This is a genomic window from Rhizobium sp. SAFR-030, from assembly GCF_059415005.1.
This window is the reverse complement of the sequence record NZ_JBPFDO010000001.1, coordinates 586,195-611,031: the sequence shown is the minus strand read 5'-3', so window position 1 is coordinate 611,031 and position 24,837 is coordinate 586,195. Positions and strand designations below refer to the sequence as shown.

The window sequence follows — 24,837 nt, the reverse complement described above, 5'->3', positions numbered from 1 at the left end:
CCCTAGAGCCCGGCCGCCTTGCGCAGCGCGGCGTTGATGCGGCCCTGCCAGCCCTTGCCGGTGGCACGGAAGCTTTGAAGAACGTCGTCATCGAGCCGCAGCGTTACCTGCTTCTTCGGATGCTCGACAGACGGGCGACCGCGTGTGCGGCGCAGCTCCTTCATCGCGTCGAAGAAGTCGGGCGGCAGCACCTCGCCGGCAGGCCGCAGGTTTGCGAGCTCTTCGGCGCTCATCTCTGGGAAATCGACAGCCTGAAGATCTTCGGCCGAGTAGGTCGGGGTCGATCTCTGCACATTGGCGCGTGCGGCCTTGGTCATCGAAGGCACCTTCTCTCATTCCTGCTCGCCGGCCGGAAGCTGATGATCGAGATCGCTTCCATGCCGAGCAAGGCGAATACAACGGTAGCGGCGCCATCGCGGAATTAACCGATGGCTTCCAACCGCCGTCTGCCGCTGTCGGTCGGTAAAGCCTCCACCACGACAGCGGTCTGCCAGTCCAGCTCGCAGACGTCTGCGAAGTCCAGGCCATGCTTTGCCAGATTGGCATGCCGCTTCGGCTCGTCCCAGACGATCTTCATGGATAAATGTAGCTACATTTATTGAGGCTGGCAATGTCCATCGGACCTACGGCCGACCCTTTTCCGGCTCGCCCGTCTGGCTGCGCAGGGTCGCGTCCGCCACCTTCTGCGATGAACGGCCAAGGTCGGAGGCCTTGGTCAGGTTTTCGGCGATGCCGCGCAGGATGCGGGTTGATTCCGCCGACAGCGAACGGGGCCGGATAAGCGGCGGCAGGCCGGTCTCGCTGCCCTTGGCCGCCACCGCCGGGCCGCTGGCGTGATTGCCGTGCGGCAGCGGGTTGTCGATGCCGGGGACGGGCTTGAGCTCGATGCCCTGGTGGGCATAGTCCATGAGCTTCTTGAAGGTCATCGCCGGCAGCGCGCCGCCGGTCATGTTGTTCATCGAGGTGAAGTCGTCGTTGCCGAACCAGACGGCCGTCGTGTAGTTGCCGGTAAAGCCGATGAACCAGGCGTCGCGGTAGCTCTGCGAGGTGCCGGTCTTGCCGCCGGTGACGATGCCGCCATCGAGCGCCGCGCGCTTGGCCGTGCCGATCACCGGGATCTGCGTCAGGATGCGGTTCATCGACGACATGGCCTTTTCCGAGACCACGCGCTGCGGTGCCGGCGCGTCGCGGGAAAAATCGTAGAGAACGTCACCCTCGTAATCGAGCACCTGGGCGATGCCGTGCCGGCGCGATTGCAGGCCGCCGGCCGGCATCACCGCATAGGCGGTCGCCTGGTCCATGACGGTGACTTCGGAGGTGCCGAGCGGGATCGTCTTGTCGGAGCGCAGCGGCGTCTCGACGCCCATCAGCTTTGCCGTCTCGACGATCTTGTCAGTGCCGAGCTCGTCCTTGGCGAGCCTGACAGGCACCGTGTTCAGCGACTGAGCCATGGCAGACAGCAGTGTCACGCGGCCCTTGTAGGAGCGGCCGTAATTCTGCGGCGACCATCCGCGCCAGGTGATCGGCGCGTCCGAGATCACCGATTCCGGCGTAAAGCCCTTCTCCATGGCGGCGGTGTAAGTGTAGAGCTTGAACGACGATCCCGGCTGGCGCAGCGCCTTGGTGGCGCGGTTGAACTGGCTCTCGCCGTAATCGCGCCCGCCGACCATGGCCCGTACGGCGCCGCCGTTCTCGATCATCACCAGCGCGCCCTGCTTGACGCGGTAGCTCTCGCCATATTCGCGCAAAGACGATTCCATCGCCTCGTCGGCGGCCTGCTGCAGGCCCATGTCGATCGTCGTGCGCACGACCACGGAACGCTTCTTCAGCCGGCCGTCGCCGGCCAGGCGCTGCACCTCCTCGAAGGCCCAGTCGAGGAAATAGTCGGGAGCGGGGGTGGCGGCCCGGTCGATGACGGTGGCCGGATTGCGGCGGGCGGCGATCACCTGTCCCTCGGTCATCAGCCCGCCCTGGACGAGATTGGTCAGCACCTCGTTGGCGCGCCCCCGCGCCGCCGGCAGGTTGACGTGCGGGGCGTATTTGGCCGGCGCCTTGAACAGGCCGGCGAGCATCGCGGCTTCCGCAAGGTTCACCTCGGTGATGTTCTTGCCGAAGTAGAACTGTGCCGCCGCCGCTGCGCCAAACGTGCCGGCGCCCATATAGGCCCGGTCGAGATAGAGCGACAGGATTTCCTTCTTCGACAGGTTGGCTTCCAGCCACAGCGCCAGGAAGGCTTCCTTGATCTTGCGCTCGATTGACCGCTCGTTGGTGAGGAAGAGGTTCTTGGCCAGCTGCTGGGTGAGCGTCGAGCCGCCCTGCACGACGCCGCCGGCCTTGGCGTTTTCGCTCATGGCGCGCACAAGGCCCAGAAAATCGATGCCGAAATGCGAAAAGAAGCGCCGGTCCTCGGTCGCCAGAACTGCCTTCACCAGATGGTCGGGCAGCTTGTCGACGGGCACCGAATCCTCGTGGATGATGCCGCGATGGCCGATGACGTTGCCGTAGCGGTCAAGGAAAGTGACGGCGAAATCGCCGCGCGAGCGCCAGTCCTCCTTGGTCTCCTCGAAGGCCGGGATGGCAAGCGCCAGCAGCACCACCATGCCGGCGGTGCCGAACGTCATGCCCTCGTCGAGGAGTTCGACGATCACCCTTTTTCCGCCACGGACGCGGAATTTCCTGGAAAAGATGGTAATCTCTTCCCAGATCTCGGAGAGCTTGAAGCCGAGGTTCCAGACGGTGGAGTCGATCCAGCTGTCGACGCGCAGCAGCAGATGCCGCCTGCGGCGACGTTCCGGTTCCGGCGGTTGGGGATCGTCCTGCACGGTTGGATTTTCCTTCCTCGGACCTGCACTTGCTTGACGCCCGGGACACGAAGGACGAAAAGCCGTCCGATGTCTCTATTCGGCAATCGCTGACAATTGGTTGACGCACGCCAAAAGTCGCCGCCTGCAAGGTCCTCTCAAGGACACGATATGTTCAGCCGGTGCGTGAAATGACAAGATGGAAAATCCTTTCTGGAAGACGAAAAGCCTTGAACAGTTAACCGTGGCGGAGTGGGAAAGCCTCTGCGACGGCTGCGGGCTGTGCTGTCTCAACAAGCTCGAGGACTGGGATACCGGCGAGGTGGCCTTCACCTCGGTCGCCTGCCGGCTGCTCGACGGCGACAGCTGTCGCTGTTCCAACTACCCCCGCCGTCAGGAATTCGTGCCGGAATGCATCCAGCTGACCCCCGACAGCGTGCGCGACATCCCCTGGCTGCCGCCGACCTGCGGCTATCGGCTGGTGCGCGACGGCGAGGATCTCTACTGGTGGCACCCGCTGATTTCCGGCGATCCGGAGACGGTGCACCAGGCCGGCATTTCGGCGCGCGGTCGCACGGTGTCGGAAGAGACCGTCGATGTCGACGATTTCGAGGATTACCTGATCGACTGGCCGCTGCATGTCGGAGACCGGGCGCAGGAGCGGCGGTAGAGGGGCGGCGAGACGCCGAAATGGCTCTCTGCCACCTTGAACTTGGCGTCATTTCGGATCATGTTCTGTTCATGGCCCAGCTCAAGACAAAACCTTCAAACATGACTGTTCGCAACTCGCGAACCGGGCAGTTTGTGACGGTCAAAGGGGCGGGCGCTCTGAAGGGGCAGGCGCTTTCCTTGAAGCCTGGGCTGGATCTCACCAAGCCCATCGCCCAGCAGGCGCTCAAGGATATCCATAAACCAAAAGCCGAATAGTTGGCGGGCGTCGTTCTCGACACTCATGCTCTCCTGTGGCTTGTGACGCAGCCAGAAACGGCAATTGCCAACTCCCACGCCGTGATCGGCGATACGTAGAGCTTTCCGCTGTCCTGCGCAGCGGCGATCGCAATCAACGCATCTTCGCTCAGTGCTAACTGTGCGCTCTTCCTGACGGAGCTCTGCGGTCTTCTGGGGCTTGCCCATCCTGATCCGGCGTCCGCCCACGAAGACAATGACTACGTGTTCGAGCGGGTGGTGAAGGTGCCGCATTGCCGGCGCCGGCTGGCGATCCGCGACAGCGCCCCCCACACGCCCATTCCCAACCGCTGCCCGGCGCGCTATCTCTGCCGCGACATCTCATGCGGGAGGAAAAATACCATGGGCAAGCGGATCATCTTCACCGGCGGCAGCGGCAAGGCCGGGCGGCACGTCGTGCCCTATCTTCTCGACAAGGGCCATCAGGTGCTGAACCTCGACCGCCAGCCGTTTCCGGGCGACCGGGTCGCGACGCTGATCACCGACCTGACCGACAGCGGCGAGGTGTTCAACGCGCTGTCGACACATTTCGGCTTCGACGGGCTGGAGACCGGCAAGGGCCCGGCGCCGGTCGATGCGGTGGTGCATTTCGCCGCCGTGCCGCGCATCCTCATCCGCCCGGACAACGTCACCTTCGCGGAAAATGCGACCTCCACCTATAACGTCATCGAGGCGGCGGTGAAGCTCGGCATCCGCAAGGTGATCATCGCCTCCAGCGAGACGACCTACGGCGTCTGCTTTGCCGAGGGCGACAAGGACTATCACCAGTTCCCGCTGACCGAAGAGTATGATGTTGACCCCATGGACAGCTACGGCCTGTCCAAGGTCGTCAACGAGAAGACGGCGCGGGCCTTTGCCATGCGCTACAAGGCCGATGTCTATGCACTGCGCATCGGCAACGTCGTTTCGCCGGAGGACTACGACAACTTTCCCGGATACCTTGCCGATCCGCCGTGCCGCAAGCGCAATGCCTGGAGCTATATCGACGCCCGCGACCTCGGCCAGATCGTCGATCTCTGCGTTGCCAAGGATGGCCTCGGCTTCCAAGTGTTCAATGCTGTGAATGACACGATCACCGCCAAAGAGCCGACCCGGGAGTTTCTCGCGAAATGGGCGCCGGAAACGCCGATCACCGGCGATCTGGAGGAATTCGGAGCGCCGATCAGCAACCGCAAGATCCGTGAGGTGCTGGGCTTTCGCGAGGAGCACGACTGGCGCGATCACGTGCAGGGCTAAGGCGGCGGCTCCTGACAACGTCATTCACCTGATGTACACTCGGGGCTCAACGGGAGAACTGCGATGAGCGCCGATGCCCTCGTCCAGGCGCGTATCAACGCCGATGTGCGTGACCGGGCCGCAACCGTGCTGGAAGGCATGGGGCTGACGATTTCCGATGCGGTGCGGATCCTGCTGACCCGGACGGCAGAAGAAGGTGCGCCGCCGATAGAGCTTCTCATGGAAAAAGAGGCGCATGATGCCTGGTTCCGCGGAAAAGTTCTGGAGGCGCTAACGGATGAAAGACCCGATGTCCCGCACGCCGAGGTCGAGCAGCATTTCGCCAGTCGCCGGGATGCTGCCGGCAAAGCCAAACGTTCATGATGTGGATCTGGTCAGCCCATTCCGTGGCTGACCGCGAGGCGATTTTCGATCATGTGCTGGCGGAAAATCCGCAAGCAGCGATCCGGCTTGACGAGAGACTGTCGGCTGCTGCCAACCACCTGTGCGAGTTTCCGTTGAGCGGACGCGCCGGCCGGGTGGACGGAACGCGCGAATTGGTCGTCGCCGGTACGCCTTACATCATCGCTTACCACGTGGGGTCTGACTGGATCCGCATCCTGCGGCTTCTGCACGGCGCGCAGCAGTGGCCTGACGGTTTCTAGCTCCCGCGCCTCCAACGCTCTCCTCTAGCCCTGCATTGCCTTTTCCAGCACCGCGTAGATGCGCGGATCGGTCATCTGGGCGACGTTGAAGCGCATGAGGCCGGCGGAGGTCTGGGCGACGCTGAACACGTTGCCGGGGGCCAGCACGACGCCCTCGGCGATGGCGAGCCGCGCCAGGTCGGCCGAATCGCACCCCTCCGGCAGTCGGCACCAGAGATAGAAGCCACCGCGCGGCATGATCCACGGTGTGATGCCGAGCCGGACCAGTCGGTCGACGGTCTCGCGCCGGGCCTGCGACAGCTTGCGGCGTACCTCTTCCACATGCTTGCGCAGCCCGCCGCCAGAGAGAACCTGGGCAACAAGTTCGCTTGAGACCGGGCTCGGGCCGCCGAAATTGCTGGCCACCTGCAGGTCGACGAGTTGCTCGCAGAGATCGGCGCCGGCGGCGATATAGCCGCAGCGCACCGAGGCGGACAGGACTTTCGAGAAGCTGCCGATGCGGATCACCTGCTGCAATCCGTCGAGCGCCGCCAGCCGCACGGACGGATCCGGCTCGAAATCGGCAAAGATCTCGTCCTCGACGATCATCATCCCGGCGCGTGTGGCGGCGTTCAGCACGCGATGCGCGACGGCCGGCGACAGTGTTGCGCCGGTCGGATTGTGGAGCCCGGAATTGGTGAGGTAGAGGCGCGGCGTCTCGGCCGCAACAATCGCCTCGAAGCGGTCCATGTCGGGCCCGCTCGGCGTGTAGGGAACGCTGACGACGCGTGCCTGGTGGGCTCTGAGCAGCGTCTGGAAGTTGAAATAGCAGGGGTCATCGACCAGCACGCAATCGCCCGGCCGCAGCAGCAGCCGGCAGACGAGATCGAGCGACTGGCTGCCCGAGCCGGTGAGCAGGATCTGGTCGAGATCGACCGGCAGCCCTTCGTCCGCGAAGCGCGATACCAGCAGCCGCCTGAGCGTCGACGAGCCTCGCGTCGAGCCGTAGTTGGAGAGCAGCGCATCGTCGGCGCGCGACAGGTGGCGGAGGGCGCGCCGCAGCGCGTCGTTCGGCATCCAGTCGGCCGGCAGCCAGCCACAGCCGGGCATCAGCATGCCGGGTTCGGCATCCAGCGACAGGCGCGACACCCAGAAGGGGTCGACGGCGCGCTCGCGTGGCGTCACGCCGCCGGCAAGCTTGAGCGGCGCGGCCGGCCGGTCGCAGACATAGAAGCCGGATCCCGGGCGGGCGCGGATCAGCCCTTCCGCCGCCAGCCGCTCATAGGCCTCGACCACCGTCGACGGCGAGATACCCATGGTCGAGGCAAGGCCACGTACCGACGGCAGGCGGTCGCCCGCGGCCAGGCTGCGGCTGTCGATGCGGTGGCGTATGGCCGCCATCACCTGTGCGGTACGGCCCGGCGGTCGGGCACCGCCTGCCTCTTGAGCGGTGTTCTGATCCATCATCCGTACCATTACCGAGAGCCATACAGTTTGGTGAAATCGTACCGTATCGTTGCTGTTCCTGCTATCGCTTTCGCCGTAATCCCGGACAGGAAAGCGAGGTAGTGATGAAAGAAATCCAGGGCGGGCTGGCGAACGGAATGGCCGGTGTCATCATTTTCAGCGGCTCGCTACCGGCGACCCGGGTGGCGGTGGCGGCATTGTCGCCGCTGTTCCTCACCGGCGCGCGGGCGGTGATCGCGGCACTGCTTGCGGCGATGCTGCTGTCGGTGTTTCGCCAGCCGCGACCGACGCGCGCCGATCTCGCATCGCTCGCCATCGTCTCGGTCGGGGTGGTCGCCGGCTTTCCGCTGCTGACGGCGCTTGCCCTGCAGCATGTCACCTCCGCCCATTCGATCGTCTTCATCGGCCTGCTGCCGCTGTCGACCGCCATCTTCGGCGTGTTGCGCGGTGGCGAGCGACCACGGCCGGCCTTCTGGGTGTTCTCCAGCCTCGGCAGCGCGCTGGTCGCAGGCTTCGCGCTCGCCGGCAATGGCGGCGGGATCTCTGTTGCCGGCGATCTGTTGATGCTGGCGGCGATCCTCCTCTGCGGCCTCGGCTATGCGGAGGGTGCGAGCCTGTCGCGCAGGCTCGGCGGCTGGCAGGTGATCTGCTGGGCCCTGCTGCTGGCCGCGCCGCCGATGGCGGTGCTGGCACTCGTCACGCTGCCGGGTGATCTGTCGGCGGTCGGCGCGCCCTCCTGGGCGGGGCTTGCCTATGTCTCGGTGTTCAGCATGCTGATCGGCTTCATCTTCTGGTATCGCGGCCTGGCGCAGGGCGGCATTGCGGCGGTCGGCCAGTTGCAGCTGCTGCAGCCCTTCTTCGGCCTGCTGCTGGCCGGTGCCGTGCTCGGCGAGGCCGTGACGCCGGCCATGCTGTGCGCCACGTTGGGTGTGGTTGCCTGCGTCGCCGCCGCACGCCGCTTCGCCCGATAGACCGGGCCGCGCACAATGTTTTTCCAATAGCGTGCGAGAGGCCTTGACCTTCCCATGATGGGAAGCCTTACATGGAATGGGAAACGAGGTTTCCGTCCCATGAACCAGACCGTCAGAACCACCGCCGAAAGCCACCCGATCGTCATTCCCGTCGAGGGCATGAGCTGCGCCTCGTGCGTCCGGCGAGTGGAGGCGGCTGCCGGCAAGGTGCCGGGCGTATCGACAAGCGCCGTCAATTTCGCCACCGAAAGCCTGACCGTCGAGCCGGGCGAGGGGTTTTCCGCCGCGCTGCTGGCCGAGGCGATCCGCAAGGCCGGCTACGAGCCGAAGTCTGAAACGATAGCTTTGACGCTGGCGGAAGCGCCCTCAGACGCCGAGGCCGGTCGGCTGCGTCGGGTGCTGCAGGCGGTTGCGGGCGTTGTGCGCGTCGAGATCGACGGCAGCCGGATTTCCGCCGAGGTTTTTGGCCGCGACATGCGCCGTCGGCTGGCGGCCATATTGCAGGCAGAAGGCGTGGCACTTGCGGCAACAACGCATCACCCGGATAGCGGCGGCGGGGAAAGCCCGCGCATCCAAACCCACAGCCACAGCCATCATGACGAGGATGCCGGGCGGCTAAAGCGCGACCTGATCATCGCCGCGGTGCTGACGCTGCCGCTGTTTGTCGCTGAAATGGGCGGTCATCTCTATCCGCCCTTCCATCACGCGCTGATGGGCGTGATCGCGCCGCAGACCCTGTACATCGGCTACTTCGCTCTGGCGACGGCGGTGATCTTCGGCCCCGGCCTGCGGTTCCTGAAAGCCGGCATTCCGGCGCTCGTCAAGGGTGCGCCGGAGATGAATTCGCTGGTGGCGCTCGGCGTGCTGGCAGCCTACGGCTATTCGATCGTCACGACCTTTGCGCCGGACCTGCTGCCGCCACAGTCGCGCTTCGTCTACTATGAAGCCGCCACCGTCATCGTCACGCTGATCCTTCTCGGACGGATGCTGGAGGCGCGGGCGCGTGGCCGCACGGGAGTGGCGATCCAGCGGCTGCTCGGCCTGCAGGCAAAGACGGCGCGGGTGGAACGCGACGGCGAGACCTTCGATATCCCGACCGACGAGGTGATGCCCGGCGACATCCTGGTCGTCCGGCCGGGGGAACGCATCGCGGTCGATGGCACGCTGATCGACGGCAGCTCCAGTATCGACGAATCGATGATCTCGGGCGAGCCGCTTCCTGTTGCCAAGCAGCAAGGCTCGAGCGTCGTCGGCGGCACGATCAACGGCACCGGCAGTTTCCGCTTCCGGGCCGAAAAGGTCGGCGCAGAGATGATGCTGTCGCAGATCATCCGGCTGGTGGAGGAAGCACAGGGCGCCAAGCTGCCGATCCAGGCGGTGGTGGACCGGGTGACCGCCTGGTTCGTGCCGGCGATCATCGCGGTGGCGGCGCTGACCTTCCTTGGCTGGTGGATGTTTGGCCCCGAGCCGGTGCTGCCGCATGCGCTGGTGGCGGCGGTCGCGGTACTGATCATCGCCTGCCCCTGCGCCATGGGGCTTGCCGTGCCGACCTCGATCATGGTCGGCACCGGACGTGCGGCGGATCTCGGCGTGTTGTTTCGCAAGGGCGATGCGCTGCAGCGGCTGCGCGATGTCGATGTGGTGGTGCTCGACAAGACCGGCACGATCACCCGCGGCCGGCCGGAACTGACAGACATCATCACTGCCGGCGGTTTTCATGAGGACGAGGTCCTGGCGCTGGTGGCGGGCGTCGAGGCACGCTCCGAGCATCCGGTCGCCGAGGCGCTGGTTGCCTCCGTCAAGGCACGTGGGCTCGCGGTCGGCGAGGCTTCGAATGTCGAGGCGGTGGCCGGCTACGGCATCGCAGCGACGGTGGGCGGACACCGGGTCTCGGTCGGCGCCGATCGCTTCATGGAAAAGCTTGGACTGTCTGTCGCGGAATTCGCGGAAACCGCCGAACGGCTGGGCAGCGCCGGCAAGACGCCGCTTTATGCGGCGATCGATGACAGGCTTTCAGCGATCCTGGCGGTGGCCGATCCCATGAAGCCGACGAGCGCCGCGGCGATCGGTCGGCTGAAGGCGATGGGGCTGCGGGTGGCGATGGTCACCGGCGACAATGCCCGCACCGCCCGCGCCGTGGCCGATGCGGTCGGCATCGACGACGTGGTGGCGCAGGTGCTGCCGGAAGGCAAGGTCGAGGCAATTCGGGCGCTGCAGGCCAAGGGCGGCACGGTGGCCTTCGTCGGCGATGGCATCAACGACGCGCCGGCGCTGGCGGCCGCCGATATCGGCATCGCCGTGGGAACGGGAACGGATGTGGCGATCGAAAGCGCCGATGTGGTGCTGTCGGGCGGCGACCTGTCGGCCGTCGTCGATGCGATCGCCGTCAGCCGGGCGGTGATGAACAATATCCGCCAGAACCTGTTCTGGGCGTTCGGATACAATATCGCGCTGGTGCCGCTGGCAGCCGGTGCGCTCTACCCGGCGTTCGGCATCCAGCTGTCGCCGATGATCGGTGCCGGCGCCATGGCGCTGTCGAGCGTCTTCGTGCTTGGCAATGCGCTGAGGCTGCGGCGGATCGAGGTGAAGGACAAACGCACATGAACATCGGCGAGGCTTCCGAGGCATCCGGCGTATCGGCAAAGATGATCCGCTACTACGAGCAGATTGGCCTGATCCGCCCCTCGGCGCGCAGCGAAAACAATTACCGCGTCTATGGCGAGGACGAGGTGCACGTGCTGCGCTTCATCCGCCGGGCCCGTTCCCTCGGCTTCTCGCTGGAGGAGACCGAGCGTCTGCTGACGCTATGGCAGGACCGGGATCGCGAAAGCGCCGCAGTCAAGGAGGTGGCGACCAGCCATATCGCCGACCTGGAGCGGCGGATCGCCGAGATGCAGGGAATGGTGAAGACGCTGAAACACCTGGCCCATTGCTGCGGCGGTGATCACCGGCCGGACTGCCCGATCCTCGAGGATCTGGCTGGCAAGGCTCCACCGCCTGCCGCAGCGGCGAAACAACCCGTGCGTCGCTGACGCCGGAAAGCTTTTATCGAAGAAGGAGACGAAAATGACGACGTTCAACGTGCCGGACATGACCTGCGGCCACTGCGAAAAGACCGTGCGCGAGGCACTCGCCCGCACGCTTCCCGGCGTGCCGGTGGCGGTCGATCTGGCCGGCCACCGGGTGACGCTGGATGGCGGCGATGCGGCAAAGGCGGAAGCCGCCATTCGTGATGCCGGCTATACGCCGGAGCGCCTGGCACTGGCCTGAGGCCTGCCGAAACGCAAACGAGCCCGGGGATACCGGGCTCGTTACGATGGACCGGAGGAAAACCCCCGGCCGCAATCAGGATCAGAACTTCACGCCGAGACCGACGTTGACGATGTGCTGGTCGAACTCGGCATTGATGCCGCCGATGTCCTTGTCGCCGAAATCGTTGTAGCGATATTCGACGCGGCCGAACATCTTGTCGGTGAAGGCGTAGTCGACGCCAGCGCCGACGGTCCAGCCGCTGAAGGTTTCGCTTTCGTCAACGCCAGCGCCGTCCAGGTAGCCGTTGGTGGCGGTCCAGCCGCCAGCTGCGAAGATCAGCGCGCGGTCCATGGCAAAGCCGACGCGGCCGCGAACCGAGCCCGACACGTCGGTGCCGACTTCGACGCCGCCGTAGCTGTTGTCGTTCCAGTCGTAGTTCACGTCGCCTTCGATACCGGCGATGAACCCGGAGGAGAGTTCCCAGTTATAACCGACGAAGCCACCGATGCGGCCGCCGTCGAAATCGTCGGAGGCGCCGAAGCCAGGTACGGAGCCTTCACCGTTGCCCCAGCCGTAGCCACCGAGCACGCCGAGATATGCGCCGTTCCACGAGAACGGTACAGCGGTCTCGACAGCAACCGGTGCTTCCGGGATCTGTTCGACGGCATCAGCTGCAAGAGCGGCGGTGGAAGCAGTCAGGGCAACCGTGGCTGCAAGAAACAGGATCTTTTTCATGGGTGCATTCCCTTGGTTAGACATGAGAACCCATTTAGTGCGCCCAGCTCACAAAGCTGTAGCTAAATTACAACAGTGTATCGGGAATGCTCGAAAATGCATCTGGACGCCGCCAAAACAGGCGCCGCGCAGCAGCCCGGCCGATGCCTTGCGGATCCCTCCGGGCGACCCATATCGAACTCAAAGGGTGCTGCGACCATGCCGTTCGATCCGCTGCAGATGAGGAATAAGCCATTGTTCAAGTTCGATAATTCATATGCACGTCTGCCCGAACGCTTTCATGCCTCGGTCTATCCGGAGGCGGTTGCCGGCCCGACCCTGATCAAGTTCAACGGGCCGCTGGCGAAAAATCTTGGCCTCGACCTTGACGAGGATGACACGGGCCGGTTGGCGGCGATTTTCTCCGGCAACGTGCTGCCGCCGGGAGCCGAGCCGCTGGCCATGGCCTATGCCGGCCATCAGTTCGGCAACTTCCAGCCGCAGCTTGGCGACGGCCGGGCGATCCTCCTCGGCGAGGTGGTGGATGCCGGCGGCATCCGGCGCGACATCCAGTTGAAGGGAGCAGGGCCGACGCCGTTTTCACGGCGCGGCGACGGACGCGCGGCGCTCGGCCCGGTGCTGCGCGAATACATCGTTTCGGAAGCCATGGCGGCGCTCGGCATCCCGGCGACCCGGGCACTGGCAGCGGTTATCACCGGCGAACCGGTCTACCGCGAGACGACGCTGCCGGGGGCGGTGTTCACCCGCGTCGCGGCAAGCCATGTACGGGTCGGCACCTTCCAGTTCTTTGCCGCGCGAGAAGATATCGACGGGCTGCGGACGCTGTCCGACTACGTGATCGACCGGCACTATGCCGACCTGAAAACGGCGGAAAATCCCTATCTGGCGCTTCTGGAGCGGGTGGCAGGACGGCAGGCGGAGCTTGTTGCCCGCTGGCTCGGGATCGGCTTCATCCACGGGGTGATGAACACCGACAACGTGACGGTCTCCGGCGAGACCATCGATTTCGGCCCTTGCGCCTTTCTGGATGAATACGATCCGATGAAGGTGTTTTCGTCCATCGACGCCCAGGGCCGCTACGCCTATCGCAACCAGCCGGGGATTGCCCAGTGGAACATTGCCCGACTGGCAGAATGCCTGCTGCCGCTGATCGACGCGGACCAGGATGCCGCCGTCGACCAGGCGAACGGCGTGCTGAAACGGTTCGGCGAACGCTTCCAGGCGGCCTGGATCGCCGTCTTCCGCCGCAAGATCGGGCTCAACAGCGAGGAGCCGGGCGACGCCGACATGGTGCAGGGCCTGCTGTCGGCCATGCATGAAGGAAGGGCTGACTTCACGCTGACCTTCCGCCGGCTTGCCGATCTGGCGAGCGCGCAAGCCGCCGGAGATGGCAAGGCGGACGAGCAGGCGCGCCTGCAGGCCGAAGCGGCCTTCGTCGAGGGCTTCATGCCCTGGGAGAAGGCGGAAGCCTGGCTGCCGCTGTGGCGCGAGCGGCTGGCCCGCGAACCGTCGGCGGCCGAGGCGGCAGCGCTGATGCGCTCGGTCAACCCGGCGATCATTCCGCGCAACCACCGGATCGAGGAGGCGATTGCCGCGGCTCTCAACGGCGACCTTGCACCTTTCAACCGGCTGCTCGACGCGGTGCAGGTGCCCTACGAGGACCGCCCGGAATTTGCAGCCTACGCCGAGCCGCCGCGCGACGAGGAGCGCGTGCTGCGGACGTTCTGCGGCACGTGAGGTGCATAGGCGAATGGGGAAGAGGCAGTAGGCAGTAGGCAGTAGGCAGTAGGCAGTAGGCAAAGTGCTCCCCCCGGCACCCCATCACGTCGGCGCGGCTGTTCACCGTCGGCGCCGATCGGTTGCGCTTCTCATGCATCCCGGCTGCATGGATGTCCGTGGGAGGTCGGTCGCTGCCGTCGACACTGTTTGCCGTGGATAGTCTTCACGACGATAGGGTGATGCTGCGAAACGTGCTAAGCGCCAGCCAACCGACAACAGGAGTGGACCCGTGAGCGAGCCGACCGTAGCAGAAGCAACAGACCGCATTTATCAATCGCTGCAGGCGGACAATGCAGACATCGACATGCATATCGCGGCTCTGAAGGCGGCCCTGGCGCGCGAAGGACTGAAAGAGGCGGTCTTCGATCCGGCGAAGCTCGTGCAGAACAACCGCTCCGGCCGCAAGCTCATGCAGGCCTATTTTCGCCAGCGCGGCGTGACGGTGACATTCTCCGCCGCCTGAGGGTTTTGGCGAGGGCGGACGCGCAGCGCGGGGATTGCTGACCCGTCCTGCCGGCAGAGCACAGGGCATATGGCTGATGCCGATTGCCCATTGCCTGCCGCCGCCCACCGCCCATGCCTTCCACCATCGACCTCGGCGCCGTCATCCGCCGCCCGGATCGGTTGCTAGGCAATCCTCACGGAAACACCCGCGCGCCGGTGTCCTCGACGACGCTTGAGGGCGCGCCGTGGCCGAAGGGACAGGTGCGCGGTTCCACGACCGGCGTCGGGTTGCGTTCGGAGCGGAAGGCGGCCGAGCGCTCGTAGGCCATTTGCCGCAGGCGCATGATCTGGCCGAGCGGCTGGTGCGGCCGGATGCCGTTCCACGGCGAGAACTTCATCCCGTCGTCGACCTGCTCGGCCCGTTCCTCGCTCCACGCGGTCTGCGGCCCTGCGGTGATCGTGGCGATGGTCAGATACGGGCTCTTGTCCTCGTCCCAGAGCGCCATCGGGTCCTCGATCGGCATCTCTCCGACATCGGTGCAGAGCTGCGCCTTCAGCTGCCAGACGGCGGTCTCCGTCTCGAAAAACTCCTCGATCAGATGACGGTGGGCATTGGCATCGCCGGCGACCTCCACCGTCCGGTCAACCAGCGCCTTCAGGTTCTCGGAAGCCGGCACGACGCCGAGCTTGGCGATATAATTGCCGAAGCGCACCGGCACCTGGGTGAAGAAGCTCTCGCCGAGCATGTGCGTCAGCGGCTGGCCGCCCATCACCTTCAGCGGCGTGACCTCCTTGCCGACTCTTTCAAGCGCGCTTTCGGCGCCGCGCAGCACCTTCGACAGGATTTTCTTCAGGCCCTCGGCGCGATCGGTTGTCGCCGCCAGAAGGGTGAGGTTGGTTAGAAATGCCTTGGCACTCGGCGAGTTGAACACCTTGCCGTTGACCATGACGAAATCCTGCGATGTGGATGTCTCCGAACCGGGCAGGCGTTCACCTTCGACGTCGAGGATCTTCAGCGCCATGCCGCGCGGCGCCGAGACGCTGTCGTGGAGGATATCGCCGGGCGTGGTCGAGAGGCGGATCACCGCATCGTAGGTGGCGGGCCGGGCGAACAGCCCCTGCGACAGTTCCGCCGGCAGGTTGTCGTGGATCTCGATCTCGGCGCCCAGCAGCCCGTGGCTCTTGGCATGCACGCTGCGCGTCGCATGCGCGCTGTCGGCATAGGTCTTGTAGGAGATCGACAGCATGGTTTCGGTGAGCGCCTGGGCAAGCTGCGGCTCGTCCGGCTGAACATCCTCGACGCCCGTATAGTAGCGTTGCAATCGGTCTGGGATCTGGCGCGTCATTCTGCGGCCTCCTTGGCGTAAAACAGCTTGTCGATGGTGATCGGCAGGTGGCGCACCCGGTTGCCGGTGGCGTGGTAGAGGGCGTTGGTGACAGCCGCCGCGACGCCGACGATGCCGATTTCACCGAGCCCCTTGACGCCGATCGGGCTTGCCTTGTCGTCGTGTTCCTCGATGAAGATGACGTCGATGTCGTGGATGTCGGCATTCACCGGCACATGGTACTCGGCGAGATTGTGGTTCATGATCCGGCCGCTGCGGCGATCCGCCAGGCCCTCCTCGTGAAGCGCCATGCCAATGCCCATCACCACGCCGCCGAGCACCTGGCTGCGGGCGGTCTTCGGGTTGAGGATGCGGCCGGCGGCAACGGCAATGACGACACGCGTGACACGCACGACGCCGAGTTCCTCGTCGACCCTGGCTTCGACGAAGATGCCGGAATGGGTGTAGCTGCTGAACACCTTCATCTTCGACTGGTCGGGACCGACCTGGCCTTCCTCCTCGACGAAGGTGATGTTCTTCGACGCCATGATGTCGTCGATCGACACGCCGACCTGGTCGTTGACGTCGAGGACCAAGCGCCCGTCACGGATCGCCGTCTGCTCGACGGTGGCCTTGGCAAGCGGCGAGTTGTCCATCTCCTTGGCGTGGGCGAGGAGCGTCGCCCGTACAGCGGTTGCGGCCGCCTGGGCTGCCGAGCCGGACGATGCCGCCGTCCACGAGCCGCCCTCGACGCTGGTCTTGGGCAGCGAGGAATCGCCGATCCGCACGGTGACGCGATCGGCGGGAAGGCCGAAGCAGTCAGCGGCAATCTGCCCGAGGATGGTGTAGGTGCCGGTGCCGATATCGGAGGCGGCGGCCGAGATGGTGGCCGAGCCATCGATGTCCAGCCGGGCGCGCGCCGCCGCCTGGGTGACCTGCGCCTCCCAGATGCCGGTCGCCATGCCCCAGCCGACGAGATCCTGACCGTCATGCATCGAGCGCGGCGCATGCAGGCGCTGCGACCAGCCGAACCGCTCGGCAGCCTCGCGGTAGCACGCATGCAGGGCCTTCGAGGTGAACTGCTTGCCCTCGTTCTGGTCGACATGCACGAAGTTGCGCACGCGCATCTCAAGCGGGTCGATGCCGACTTCGTAGGAAAGTTCGTCGATCGCCGATTCCAGCGCAAAGACGCCGGTCGCTGCCCCCGGTGCCCGCATGTCGCCGGGCGTCGAGACGTTCATCGCCGCCAGTTCGTAGGTCAGCTTGACGTTGTCGCACTTGTAGGCGAGGCCGGACCAGTTGACGACGACCTCCTGGTAATCCTCGTAGAGCGAGGTGGCCTGCACCGCATCATGCAGGACCGCCACCAGCCGGCCGTTTTCATCGGCGCCCATCCGCACCCGCTGGACGGTGGCCGGGCGCCAGGTGAGGTAGAACATTTCCCGTCGGCTGATCTCCAGCTGCACGCTGCGCTTCAGATCGAGCGCCGCCATGGTCGACAGGAACAGCTGGTGCTTGGGACGCAGGCCCGAGCCGAAGGCGCCGCCGACATAGCTGTTGAAGACGCGGACGTTCTGCGGGTCCAGTTCGAAGACGCCGCAGACATAGTTCTGCGAGTTCTGCGACCCTTGCGTCTTGTCGTGGATGGTGAGGCGGCCGTCGCCTTCGTAGATGACGGTGGAGCCGAACAGCTCCATCGGATTGTGATACTCGCCCTCGTGGATGTATTGCGCATCGATCTTGAAGCGGGCAGCTTCGAACGCCGCGTCCGCATCGCCGCGCGGTGGCGGTGGCGGGGCGATGCCGCTGCGCTTCTGCTTCGGCACGTAGGCGTTCTGCCGCTCCTGGGTGAGATCCGTGTGCGACGCTTCGGGCGCATAGGAGACGCGGATCATCGATGCGGCATCGCGGGCGGCCTCGAAGGTTTCGGCGACGACGAAGGCGACCGGTTGCCCGTCATAGAGCACGCGGTCGTTTTCGAGCGGCCGGAAGGGATGGCCGGGAAGCGCCACCTCGTCCTTCCAGGAACTGTCCCACCAGGCGGTGCGCGGCCGGTTCTCGTGCGTGTAGATCTTGACGACGCCCGGGACCGCTTCCGCCTCGGTGGTATCAATGCCGGTGATCCGGCCGACGCCGATGGTGGCGATGGTGACGAAGCCGTGAAGCAGGCCGGCCGGACGGTGTTCGGCTGCATAACGTGCCTTGCCGGAGACCTTCAGCGGACCGTCGATGCGCGACAGCGGAAAGCCGACGACGCGGCCGTTCGGCGGAGTGGTTTCTGCCATGTCTCGTCCTCCTCAGCGTATGCGCTTTTCGGCCTGGATCTGCGAACGGCCCGTGGCCGCCTGCGTCAGGGCGCGAACGACGGCGCGGTGTGCCATCGGGATCTTGAAATCGTTCTCGCCCTGGCCGCGGGCCTGGGAGAGAAGGCGCGTGGCAAAGCCCTCGAAGACCTCGCGCGTTGCCGGCTGGCCGGCGAGTTCTGCTTCTGCCAGCGGATCGCGCCAGGGCTTGTGGGCCACGCCGCCGAGCGCCACCCGGGCATCGATGATCTTGCCATCGTCGAGATCGAGGGCGGCGGCGACCGAAACCAGCGCAAAGGCGTAGGACAGCCGGTCGCGCAGCTTCAGATAGCTCTGGTGCCGGCGGAAATGGCCGCCTGCGACGCGGATCGCGGTGACGATCTCGCCGGTGCGCAGCGTGTTGTCGCGCTCCGGATGATCGCCGGGAAGCCGGTGGAAATCGAGGAAGGGAATGTCGCGCGTGCCGTCCGGTCCGACCACCTCGACGGTCGTATCGAGCGCCGCGAGCGCCACGCACATATCCGACGGGTGGGTGGCGATGCAGGCGTCGCTGGCACCGAGGATCGCGTGGATGCGGTTGACGCCGCCGATCGCCGAACAGCCGGAGCCCGGCTCGCGCTTGTTGCACGGCGTCGAGGGGTCGTAGAAATAGTAGCAGCGGGTGCGCTGCAGGAGATTGCCGCCGGTGGTGGCGGCATTGCGCAGCTGCGCCGACGCGCCCGCCAGAATCGCCGAGGAGAGCAGCGGCAGGTCCGACTGGACGCTCGGATCATAGGCGACCTGGCTGTTGGTGGCGAGCGCGCCGATGCGCAGCGCACCGCCCTCGAGCACCTCGATCTCCTTCATCGGCAGGCTGTTGATGTCGATGACGGCATCCGGATGGGCGACGTCGTACTTCATCAGGTCGACGAGGTTCGTTCCGCCGGCGAGCAGCTGGGCGTTCGGCCGCGCGGCAAGCGCGGCAACCGCCTCCGAGATATCGGTGGCGCGAAGATAGGTGAAATCCCTCATTCCGCTGCCTCCCGGTGAGCTGCGTGCTGGTCGGCGCCCATGACATCCTCGATCGCATCGACGATGTTGGTGTAGGCGCCGCAGCGACAGAGGTTGCCGCTCATCAGTTCGCGGATCTCTTCGCGGGTTTTGGCATGACCTTCCGAGATCATTCCCGCGGCGGAACAGATCTGCCCGGGCGTGCAGTAGCCGCACTGGTAAGCGTCGCGCTCGACGAAGGCCTTCTGCAGCGGGTGCAGGTTGTCGGGCGTGCCGAGGCCCTCGATGGTGGTGATCTCGCAATCATCGAGGCTGACGGCAAGCTTCAGGCAGGAATTGATGCGCACGCCGTCGACCAGCACCGTGCAGGCGCCGCACTGTCCGTGATCACAGCCCTTCTTCGTGCCGTTGAGCTTCAGCCGTCCGCGCAACAGGTCGAGCAGCGTGACGAACGGCGGCACGTCGAGCTGATGTCGGTGGCCGTTGACGGTGAGCGTGACGGGGACGGTGGGAAACGGCGTCGGCGCGGGATCGAGAGACATTTCGGCTTCCTTCGCTGGGGCAGGGTCTGATGGAGAACCGCAGGCCTTGGCCGAATGTTCCTCGCCGGATGCGAGCAGCGCCGAACCGGCGCCGAAAAACAGACGGATAGGAAAATAGTCCTTGACGGCGTGACGCTGGTTTGATAGGTTTTGATCACAGTCGAAGAATTGCATCCGGCGGCTTCGCCGGCTGACAGTGCTTCCAGTCAACGGCCCCAGGTTCTTGAAACCGGGGCCGTCTTTTTATCCGCTTCCTGCAGGTCTGACGCGACGCCGCTCCATCGGGAGCGCGAGCGGTGGCATGATCATTTTGATACCGGAGACCGCCATGGACATGTTCGACCAGCTGGACCCGTCGCTGTTCGGGCTCTGGGACGACGTGCCGATGGCCGATGCAGCTGGCATGGAAACCGGCTTTCGTCCGACGGGGACCCTGGTTGCGGAAGACCTGCCGCTTGTCGGGAAGGTCAAGGCCGAAGCCGATCGGGTTCTGCTGGAGCTCAAGTCGGCGGATGCCGAGGCTGCCCAGGGAAGCGATGATCTGCGGCTGCTGCTGAGCGAGATGACCCGCGAGTTGCGGGCCGAATTCATCGCCTTTCGCCAGATGAGATCGAACGCCGAGGGCCTGGCCGCTGACGGCGACGAGGCGGCCCAGAAGCTGGCACGTGCTGACCTGAAGGCGGCGACCGATGCCATGAGCCTGATCGTTCGGACGCTTGAGAAGGTGGACAGCCTGCAGCGGCAACTGGCGCGCGACCGCGCCGCTGAAGCCGAGCGGCTGGCGGAAGAGACCGGTTATGAGGAGGCGCTGCATGACGTCCAGGCGCTCATCGAACAAAGGGCGCTCGAGCTTTGGCAAAAGCGGCAGCGCGCCGAGAGCGCTGAAGGCGAACCCGGCGGTGCGCCTGGGGACAAGCCGCCCTCGCCTGACAGCAGCTGAGCGCCGGGCCCGTGACCTCGCAGGCAAGGGCGCCGAGAATTTCAGGCAGTCGATGGACGGGATAAAGGCCGCTCAAACGGCAATGCGCGCCGGCCTGGAGACGGGAAGGAGCCTGCGTGAGCATGATCCTTCCCCGCCTGCTGCGGTTGCCGCAGAGATGCCGGTCATGCAGGTGAAAGCGCATGGCGTATCTGCCGCCGACGGCGAGGGGCTGACGCCAACCATCCGCCGGCATGTCTTCGATGTCCGGCGTGACTGGACGATCGCCGGGCGCCAGGAGCAGAAGCCTCCGTCCGGAGACTGGCATACCTGGCTGGTGATGGGCGGACGCGGCTCCGGCAAGACGAGGGCCGGTGCCGAATGGGTGCATGGCCTGGCGACCGGTGCGGGCGCCAAGGGACTGCGCATCGCGCTGGTGGCCGAAACGCTGGGCGATGCCCGTGAGGTGATGATCGACGGTGTGTCCGGCATCTGCCGGATCGCCCGCAAGCATGTTCCGGACTTCGAGACTTCGCGCAGGCGGCTGGTCTGGCCGACCGGCGCCGTGGCACAGATCTTCTCCTCCGAGGATCCCGAGAGCCTGCGCGGGCCGCAATTCCATTTCGCCTGGTGCGACGAGCTCGCCAAATGGCGGCACGCCGAAGAGACCTTCGACATGCTGCAGTTCGGGCTGCGGCTGGGAAGCGATCCGCGCCAGCTGGTGACGACGACGCCGCGGCCGGTGCCGATCCTGAAGCGGCTCATTGCCGATCCGGGCACGGTCCTGGCGCGGATGTCGACACGCAACAATGCCGGCAACATGGCGCCCGGCTTCATCGCCGCACTGGAGAACCGCTACGGCGGCACGAGGCTGGGGCGACAGGAGCTCGACGGCGAACTGATCGAGGACCGGCCGGACGCCTTGTGGAAGCGCGCCGATCTGGAAGCGTTGACGATCCGCTTCACCGGAGCGCTGCGGCGCATCGTCGTGGCGGTCGACCCGCCGTCCGGTATCGGCGCCGGTTCCTGCTGCGGTATCGTTGCAGCCGGGCTCGAGGCGAGCGGCCGGGCGGTGGTGCTGGCCGATTGTTCGGTGGAGGGCAGGAGCCCCGCCGGCTGGGCATCGGAGGTGGTGAAGACGTTTCGCCGGTTCTCGGCGGACCGGGTGGTGGCGGAAGTCAATCAGGGCGGCGAGATGGTGGCGGCCATGCTGCGCAGCATCGACGAGATGCTGCCGCTGACGCAGGTCAGGGCGACACGTGGCAAATATCTGCGGGCTGAACCGGTGGCGGCGCTCTACGAACAGGGGCGGGTGGCGCATGCCGGCCGCTTCTCGGCGCTGGAAGACCAGATGTGCGATTTTGGCCCGGAAGGTTTGTCGTCGGGCCGGTCTCCCGACCGTCTTGATGCCCTGGTATGGGCGCTGACGGCCTTGATGCTGGAGGGGCAGAGCGAACCGCGGGTGCGCGGGCTCTGACGCCCCTCCGTCTTGTCGATTGATGACGTGTGTCGATCGATCAGCGGTCGATCAGCGAGGGGTGACGGGCGAAAGCGTTGCTTCGCGCATCTGCTTCCACTCGGCTTCCAGTCGTTCCACCAGGTGCTGCGGGATCTGCTGCTTCGGTCCGGTCGCGGCCGGGGACACGGCGGGGGTCTGCTGCATCATCATGATCTCCTTCTGGTCAAATGCCGGGCACTGAACGGCGGTGAGCCCTGTTGGTTCCATACCGTTAGCGGAAAGTAAAGCGCCGGCTAAACGGCTAAAACGATTAGTATTTTTCAAATCGATTGAAAGTCTTGCACAACCTCAGGCGGTGCCATCGCGCGCGCCCGGATTGCGCCGCTTCAACCGATCATCGGGAGCTGGACGATGAACATCGACCGGACGATCTTCTTTGCCCGCGTGCGCGCCAGCCTCTACAGGCATGGACTTTCGGCGGCAGCTGCAGCCGGTCACGCAAGCCTCCTCGCACGCTGGCAGGACGATCCTGAAAACGGCGATCGCAGGCATCTGGCCTACATTCTGGCGACGGCGTTTCATGAGACCGGCGCGCGAATGCAACCCATCGAGGAAAATCTCAGCTACAGCGAAACGGGCCTGCTGAAGACCTTTCCGAGGCGCTTTTCGCCCGCAGAGGCCAGGCACTATGCGCGAAAACCCGAGCCGATCGCCAATCGCGCCTATGCCGGTCGGATGGGCAATGGCGACGAGAAGAGCGGCGACGGCTGGCGTTTTCGCGGCCGCGGACTGGTGCAGATCACCGGCCGGGCGAACTACCGGACCTTCGGCATTGAAGAGACGCCGGATGCCGCCCTGCAGCCGAAGCGGGCGATCGACATACTGTTTTCCGGCATGCGCCTCGGCCGCTTCACCGGATGCCGGTTGAGCGATTTCTTTTCAGCCGCGCGGGCCGACTGGATCGGCGCGCGCCGGATCATCAACGGCACCGACCGGGCAGCCGACGTGGGCCGCTACGCAAGGCTCTACGCCCGGGCGCTGGCGCTCGACGTCTGACGGCCTCTCGTTTCGACGACATCTGTGAGGATCGACATGAAGACGCCATTCCGCTTTCCTTTCCGCTCGCAGACGAAGGCCGTACAGCCCGTCGAACGCAAGACCACCGATTTCGGGAGCGGTTTCTCGCTTCTGTCGGGCGAAGCGACGGCGCAGTGGTCGGGGCGATCCTATGCGGCATTGTCGCGGGCGGGGTTCATGAAGAACCCGATCGTCCACCGGGCGGTGCGGCTTGTTTCCGAGGCTGCGGCGTCCGTGCCATGGCTGGCCTACGAGGGTACGCGGGAGGTGAGCGAGCATCCCGTGCTGTCGCTTCTCGCCAGGCCGAACGCCCGCATGGGCGGGCCGGATTTCCTGGAGACGCTCTACGGCCATCTGCTGCTGTCGGGAAATGCCTATGTCGAGCGGCTGACGCTGGAAGGCCGGCCGCGGGAAATGCACCTGCTGCGGCCGGACCGGATTGGTGTCGTGCTCGGCGCCGACGGCTGGCCGACCGCCTACGACTACCGGGTGGGCGGCACGGTTCGGCGCATTGCGGCGGCGGGCGCGGGGCCGGCACTCCTGCATCTCAAGCTTTTCCATCCGCTCGACGACCATGGCGGCTTCCCGCCGCTTGCCGCGGCCGGTGCGGCGCTTGACCTCCACAATGCTGCGGCGAGCTGGAACAAGGCGCTCCTCGACAATTCCGCCCGGCCGTCCGGGGCGCTGGTCTACCAGCCGAAGGAGGGCGGCAATCTGTCCGCCGACCAGTATGAGCGGCTGCGCGCCGAGCTGGAACAGGGCTATGCCGGTGCTGTCAATGCGGGGCGGCCGCTGCTGCTGGAGGGTGGGCTGGACTGGAAGGCGATGGGACTGTCGCCGAAGGACATGGATTTCATCGAGGCGAAGAATGCCGCGGCCCGCGACATCGCGCTGTCGCTTGGCGTGCCGCCGATGCTGATCGGCATTCCCGGCGACAACACCTATGCCAACTACCAGGAAGCCAACCGCGCCTTCTACCGGCTGACCGTGGTGCCGCTGCTGACGCGCACCGCCGCCAGCTTTTCCGCCTGGCTTTCGGATGCCTACGGGACGACGCTCCGGCTGGAGCCGGATCTGGATCGGATTTCCGGGCTATCTGCCGAGCGGGATGCGCTGTGGGCCCGTGTCGGGCAGGCCGGGTTTCTTACCGACGCCGAAAAACGCCAGGCGGTGGGTTACACGGCGTGATTGGACGCGCTCCCGCAACAGGCGTAAGCTATTTGTAATACGCTGTATTACGAGGGAACCGACATGGCCGAGAATTCCGACACGCCGACGACCACGGACAAGCCCGCGCTGTCCGATCCGATCACGCTGCGTGTGCCGCAGGATATTCTCGCCGAGGTGGAGCAGATCGCCCAGGCGACCGAGCGCAGCCGCAGCTGGGTGATCGTGCGGGCGCTGAAATACTACCTGATGGCGGAGGGTAACGATGTCCTGCAGATCCTCAAGGGAGAGGAGCAGGTGCGGAACGGCGAGTTCGTCGATGCCGAGGATCTCTTCGCGGAGCTTCTTGGCGAACCCAAAACCGATGCTGCTTGATGCGTGTCATTCTCGCCAAGAATGTCGCCCAGTTCATCAAGCGAGAGGCGAGCTATTTGGACAGCTTCAATCCGCGTGCCGCCGCGCGGGTTGTCGAGAGCCTGCAGGCGGCGTTCCGATTGCTTGGCGAGCATCCGAAGATCGGCAAGCCCCTGTCCTTGCCCGGCCGACGCAGGTTCGTCTCCGGCGTCTACGTGATCGACTATTCGTTGGAAAGAACGCGGGTGGTCATCTCTCATATCCGCCACGGGCAGCAGGTAGACCCTATGCTCTCCCGAGACCGTGACGTTGCGGCTGAGGGAGAGCACGATGACTAGAAGTTGGAGCAGTTAGCACCGTCGCGCTGATCCAAAGCTTCAACCACCTGAATCAATCTGTGAAGTCCCGGACATTCTGCGTGAGAAAC

At 65.4% G+C, this 24,837-nt stretch carries 26 protein-coding genes and 1 pseudogene; 17 read left to right on the top strand and 10 right to left on the bottom strand.

The annotated features are described in order from the left end of the window. Positions 1 to 2: 2 nt before the first annotated feature. From ACR65N_RS03145 to ACR65N_RS03135, 3 genes and pseudogenes are all read right to left on the bottom strand, one after another. Positions 3 to 317 carry a BrnA antitoxin family protein gene (locus tag ACR65N_RS03145; RefSeq protein WP_440455697.1) on the bottom strand — a complete coding sequence of 105 codons (315 nt, stop codon included), beginning with the start codon at positions 315 to 317 and terminating at the stop codon, positions 3 to 5. Next, a pseudogene (locus ACR65N_RS03140) lies at positions 314 to 577 on the bottom strand (BrnT family toxin). The gene ACR65N_RS03145 and the pseudogene ACR65N_RS03140 overlap by 4 nt, the downstream one beginning before the upstream one ends. A 46-nt stretch (positions 578 to 623) precedes the next feature. Beyond that, entirely contained in the window at positions 624 to 2,822 is a 2,199-nt protein-coding gene (locus ACR65N_RS03135; protein ID WP_440455696.1) for a transglycosylase domain-containing protein, read from the bottom strand. Positions 2,823 to 3,000: 178 nt separating this feature from the next. On the opposite strand from ACR65N_RS03135, the gene ACR65N_RS03130 reads away from it, so the two are divergent. From ACR65N_RS03130 to ACR65N_RS03110, 5 genes are all read left to right on the top strand, one after another. Then, positions 3,001 to 3,471, top strand: coding sequence for a YcgN family cysteine cluster protein (locus tag ACR65N_RS03130; RefSeq protein WP_440455695.1), 471 nt, complete (start codon positions 3,001 to 3,003; stop codon positions 3,469 to 3,471). A gap of 71 nt (positions 3,472 to 3,542) precedes the next feature. Beyond that, the gene (locus ACR65N_RS03125) at positions 3,543 to 3,728 is read left to right on the top strand and encodes a hypothetical protein (protein WP_440455694.1); all 186 of its coding nucleotides are present in this window, start codon (positions 3,543 to 3,545) and stop codon (positions 3,726 to 3,728) included. A 381-nt stretch (positions 3,729 to 4,109) separates the two neighbouring features. Further along, the gene (locus ACR65N_RS03120) at positions 4,110 to 5,003 is read left to right on the top strand and encodes an NAD-dependent epimerase/dehydratase family protein (protein ID WP_440455693.1); all 894 of its coding nucleotides are present in this window, start codon (positions 4,110 to 4,112) and stop codon (positions 5,001 to 5,003) included. A 63-nt stretch (positions 5,004 to 5,066) separates the two neighbouring features. Beyond that, positions 5,067 to 5,366, top strand: coding sequence for a type II toxin-antitoxin system RelB/DinJ family antitoxin (locus tag ACR65N_RS03115; protein WP_440455692.1), 300 nt, complete (start codon positions 5,067 to 5,069; stop codon positions 5,364 to 5,366). Continuing rightward, the gene (locus tag ACR65N_RS03110) at positions 5,363 to 5,647 is read left to right on the top strand and encodes a type II toxin-antitoxin system RelE/ParE family toxin (protein WP_440455691.1); all 285 of its coding nucleotides are present in this window, start codon (positions 5,363 to 5,365) and stop codon (positions 5,645 to 5,647) included. The genes ACR65N_RS03115 and ACR65N_RS03110 overlap by 4 nt, the downstream gene beginning before the upstream one ends. Positions 5,648 to 5,671: 24 nt before the next feature. On the opposite strand, the gene ACR65N_RS03105 is transcribed toward ACR65N_RS03110, so the two are convergent. Beyond that, a complete protein-coding gene (locus tag ACR65N_RS03105; protein ID WP_440455690.1) occupies positions 5,672 to 7,093 on the bottom strand; it encodes an aminotransferase-like domain-containing protein in 1,422 nt (473 codons plus the stop codon). Between the two features lie 104 nt (positions 7,094 to 7,197). Between ACR65N_RS03105 and ACR65N_RS03100 the strand changes: the two genes are divergently transcribed. From ACR65N_RS03100 to ACR65N_RS03085, 4 genes are all read left to right on the top strand, one after another. Continuing rightward, positions 7,198 to 8,064, top strand: coding sequence for a DMT family transporter (locus ACR65N_RS03100; RefSeq protein WP_440455689.1), 867 nt, complete (start codon positions 7,198 to 7,200; stop codon positions 8,062 to 8,064). Between the two features lie 99 nt (positions 8,065 to 8,163). Beyond that, complete coding sequence (locus ACR65N_RS03095) at positions 8,164 to 10,668, top strand: heavy metal translocating P-type ATPase (protein ID WP_440455688.1); 2,505 nt, start codon at positions 8,164 to 8,166, stop codon at positions 10,666 to 10,668. Next, complete coding sequence (cueR, locus tag ACR65N_RS03090) at positions 10,665 to 11,096, top strand: Cu(I)-responsive transcriptional regulator (protein ID WP_440455687.1); 432 nt, start codon at positions 10,665 to 10,667, stop codon at positions 11,094 to 11,096. Before ACR65N_RS03095 ends, cueR begins: the two co-directional genes overlap by 4 nt. Before the next feature lie 34 nt (positions 11,097 to 11,130). Continuing rightward, positions 11,131 to 11,334, top strand: a complete 204-nt coding sequence (locus ACR65N_RS03085) for a heavy-metal-associated domain-containing protein (RefSeq protein ID WP_430305495.1) — start codon at positions 11,131 to 11,133, stop codon at positions 11,332 to 11,334. A gap of 81 nt (positions 11,335 to 11,415) precedes the next feature. On the opposite strand, the gene ACR65N_RS03080 is transcribed toward ACR65N_RS03085, so the two are convergent. Beyond that, positions 11,416 to 12,051: an outer membrane protein gene (locus ACR65N_RS03080; protein WP_440455686.1), complete on the bottom strand. Its 636-nt coding sequence runs from the start codon at positions 12,049 to 12,051 to the stop codon at positions 11,416 to 11,418. Positions 12,052 to 12,270: 219 nt separating this feature from the next. Here ACR65N_RS03080 and ACR65N_RS03075 point away from each other — a divergent pair, with 219 nt between their 5' ends. Together ACR65N_RS03075 and ACR65N_RS03070 are read left to right on the top strand one after the other, a co-directional pair. Beyond that, complete coding sequence (locus tag ACR65N_RS03075; protein WP_440456109.1) at positions 12,271 to 13,788, top strand: protein adenylyltransferase SelO; 1,518 nt, start codon at positions 12,271 to 12,273, stop codon at positions 13,786 to 13,788. A 271-nt stretch (positions 13,789 to 14,059) separates the two neighbouring features. After that, the gene (locus ACR65N_RS03070) at positions 14,060 to 14,293 is read left to right on the top strand and encodes a hypothetical protein (RefSeq protein WP_440455685.1); all 234 of its coding nucleotides are present in this window, start codon (positions 14,060 to 14,062) and stop codon (positions 14,291 to 14,293) included. Between the two features lie 175 nt (positions 14,294 to 14,468). On the opposite strand, the gene ACR65N_RS03065 is transcribed toward ACR65N_RS03070, so the two are convergent. From ACR65N_RS03065 to ACR65N_RS03050, 4 genes are read right to left on the bottom strand one after another with little or no spacing between them, the layout of a single operon-like run. Beyond that, on the bottom strand, positions 14,469 to 15,620 hold the full coding sequence (locus ACR65N_RS03065; RefSeq protein WP_440455684.1) for a catalase family protein: 1,152 nt from the start codon (positions 15,618 to 15,620) through the stop codon (positions 14,469 to 14,471). Continuing rightward, positions 15,617 to 17,884, bottom strand: a complete 2,268-nt coding sequence (locus tag ACR65N_RS03060) for a xanthine dehydrogenase family protein molybdopterin-binding subunit (protein ID WP_440455683.1) — start codon at positions 17,882 to 17,884, stop codon at positions 15,617 to 15,619. Before ACR65N_RS03060 ends, ACR65N_RS03065 begins: the two co-directional genes overlap by 4 nt. Before the next feature lie 12 nt (positions 17,885 to 17,896). Beyond that, positions 17,897 to 18,913: an FAD binding domain-containing protein gene (locus tag ACR65N_RS03055; protein ID WP_440455682.1), complete on the bottom strand. Its 1,017-nt coding sequence runs from the start codon at positions 18,911 to 18,913 to the stop codon at positions 17,897 to 17,899. Beyond that, complete coding sequence (locus ACR65N_RS03050; protein WP_440455681.1) at positions 18,910 to 19,434, bottom strand: (2Fe-2S)-binding protein; 525 nt, start codon at positions 19,432 to 19,434, stop codon at positions 18,910 to 18,912. The genes ACR65N_RS03055 and ACR65N_RS03050 overlap by 4 nt, the downstream gene beginning before the upstream one ends. Positions 19,435 to 19,735: 301 nt before the next feature. On the opposite strand from ACR65N_RS03050, the gene ACR65N_RS03045 reads away from it, so the two are divergent. Both ACR65N_RS03045 and ACR65N_RS03040 read left to right on the top strand, forming a co-directional pair. Further along, entirely contained in the window at positions 19,736 to 20,374 is a 639-nt protein-coding gene (locus tag ACR65N_RS03045; RefSeq protein ID WP_440455680.1) for a hypothetical protein, read from the top strand. A 166-nt stretch (positions 20,375 to 20,540) separates the two neighbouring features. Then, a complete protein-coding gene (locus tag ACR65N_RS03040) occupies positions 20,541 to 21,830 on the top strand; it encodes a DNA-packaging protein (RefSeq protein ID WP_440455679.1) in 1,290 nt (429 codons plus the stop codon). A 51-nt stretch (positions 21,831 to 21,881) separates the two neighbouring features. Here ACR65N_RS03040 and ACR65N_RS03035 read toward each other — a convergent pair whose 3' ends face one another. Then, positions 21,882 to 22,019 carry a hypothetical protein gene (locus ACR65N_RS03035; protein ID WP_430305485.1) on the bottom strand — a complete coding sequence of 46 codons (138 nt, stop codon included), beginning with the start codon at positions 22,017 to 22,019 and terminating at the stop codon, positions 21,882 to 21,884. A 204-nt stretch (positions 22,020 to 22,223) separates the two neighbouring features. Here ACR65N_RS03035 and ACR65N_RS03030 point away from each other — a divergent pair, with 204 nt between their 5' ends. The 4 genes from ACR65N_RS03030 to ACR65N_RS03015 all read left to right on the top strand — a co-directional run bounded on the left by ACR65N_RS03030 (position 22,224) and on the right by ACR65N_RS03015 (position 24,748). Beyond that, positions 22,224 to 22,868: a hypothetical protein gene (locus ACR65N_RS03030; RefSeq protein ID WP_440455678.1), complete on the top strand. Its 645-nt coding sequence runs from the start codon at positions 22,224 to 22,226 to the stop codon at positions 22,866 to 22,868. Positions 22,869 to 22,904: 36 nt separating this feature from the next. Next, positions 22,905 to 24,077: a phage portal protein gene (locus tag ACR65N_RS03025; RefSeq protein WP_440455677.1), complete on the top strand. Its 1,173-nt coding sequence runs from the start codon at positions 22,905 to 22,907 to the stop codon at positions 24,075 to 24,077. A gap of 63 nt (positions 24,078 to 24,140) precedes the next feature. Then, positions 24,141 to 24,431, top strand: coding sequence for a CopG family ribbon-helix-helix protein (locus ACR65N_RS03020; RefSeq protein WP_440455676.1), 291 nt, complete (start codon positions 24,141 to 24,143; stop codon positions 24,429 to 24,431). Further along, a complete protein-coding gene (locus ACR65N_RS03015) occupies positions 24,431 to 24,748 on the top strand; it encodes a type II toxin-antitoxin system RelE/ParE family toxin (protein ID WP_440455675.1) in 318 nt (105 codons plus the stop codon). The genes ACR65N_RS03020 and ACR65N_RS03015 overlap by 1 nt, the downstream gene beginning before the upstream one ends. Positions 24,749 to 24,837: the final 89 nt, after the last annotated feature.